Source organism: Staphylococcus sp. GDY8P57P (assembly GCF_017892585.1).
GTDB classification, from domain to species: domain Bacteria; phylum Bacillota; class Bacilli; order Staphylococcales; family Staphylococcaceae; genus Staphylococcus; species Staphylococcus borealis.
This window is the reverse complement of sequence record NZ_JAESLK010000048.1, coordinates 1-1,524: the sequence shown is the minus strand read 5'-3', so window position 1 is coordinate 1,524 and position 1,524 is coordinate 1. Positions and strand designations below refer to the sequence as shown.

At 33.0% G+C, this 1,524-nt stretch carries 2 protein-coding genes; one reads left to right on the top strand and one right to left on the bottom strand.

The annotated features are described in order from the left end of the window. Window positions 1–174: 174 nt before the first annotated feature. A complete protein-coding gene (locus KA878_RS12885; protein ID WP_000205227.1) occupies window positions 175–399 on the bottom strand; it encodes a helix-turn-helix domain-containing protein in 225 nt (74 codons plus the stop codon). Window positions 400–898: 499 nt separating this feature from the next. Between KA878_RS12885 and KA878_RS14550 the strand changes: the two genes are divergently transcribed. Next, window positions 899–1,468 (top strand): transposase family protein, encoded by a 570-nt coding sequence (locus KA878_RS14550; protein ID WP_193839985.1) that lies wholly within the window; start codon window positions 899–901, stop codon window positions 1,466–1,468. Window positions 1,469–1,524 lie beyond the last annotated feature (56 nt).

Here is a 1,524-nt window from a genome sequence, read left to right as displayed (position 1 = left end):
CCATGCCACGAAATTAGCATCATGCTAGCAAGTTAAGCGAACACTGACATGATAAATTAGTGGTTAGCTATATTTTTTTACTTTGCAACAGAACCATGCCTTCTATAAAAGGCAAAGATGATAATTTCTCTGTTACTATTTGAATAACATTACCTACCATATAAACATCCTCCTTTATTCGTTAGATATTTTTATTTCTTCTCCATCTGGTAAAATAAATGCCTGCACAAACTTGACACCTAGCACATCAGCAATGGCCTTCAACTCATCCAAGGTTACTGTTTCTCGTTGTAATTTTTTATTGAAATTCTGTGGAGTCTGGCCAATACGTCTAGCAAGTTCGGAAACACTTATATTCATTTGCTCACACAGTTCTTTAATCATTTCTGCCGTAGTCATACAGCACCTCCAAGTTTACGCTAAGAATATTGTAAACCATTTGATTGATAAACACAATAGTTATTAAAATATTATTATAATCAGCAAGCAAAAGAAAACCCACAACTCTACTGTAGAGTCATGGGCTATTTACTTTGGGTTTTTATATTTCCATTTCGATGCCAGATTTGAAGACTATGACGAAGTGGTCTTCATACACTGTAACGCTCTGGATTATCTTCCTTACAAGCTTATCATCATATTCTAAGGTGCGGAATTTGTTTTTGCGGATAAATTCAGGCTCTATAATTTATAGAACTGATGAATCATTTTTTGATTCATCAGTTCTATTTTAGTTTATTTAAGTAGAAAAGCATGTCGTCTATCTAGTAAAATTAAAGTACCAACCAAAATCTTAAATAGAAAGGACGACATGTCATGACTAATCATATCAAAAAAATGTTGCGAATTAAAGAAAGATTTAAATTTAACTTGTGTTGAAGAAGGAAAATACAAAGGTGTGAACACATTAATTATCACTGGTACCTACTCACCTAAGCTTACGGCCTGTAAGTATTGTCAGTCTCATGCGAACGATGCAGATGAAAAGAAAACCATTGTAAAAAATGGGAAAAAAGAAGTGACAATTCGTTTGGAATCATATCAAAATATTCCAACTATTTTAAAGCTAAAAAAACAACGATATTTTTGTAAAAACTGCCATCAACATTGGACAACTCAATGTTCTATCGTTGAAGAAAATTGTTTTATTAGTCGATTCATGACATTTAGAATACTAGAATTATTAACTCAAAAAATATCAATGACCGTTATCGCTAAGATATGTCATGTATCACTCACAACCGTTATAAGGGTCCTTAAATCTGTTGAAAAACATTTACCTGAAACGCTTAAACCACGCTCTTTTCCAAAAGTTCTAATGGTTGATGAATTCAGATCTCATGCCACCTATGAAGATAAAATGAGTTTTATTTGTGCCAATGGTGAAACCGGTGAACTGGTTGATGTTCTTCCTAGTCGTAGACTTGATAAACTAATGAAGGTTCTGTTGCAAAGTAAAAAAATATAGCTAACCACTAATTTATCATGTCAGTGTTCGCTTAACTTGCTAGCATGATGCTAATT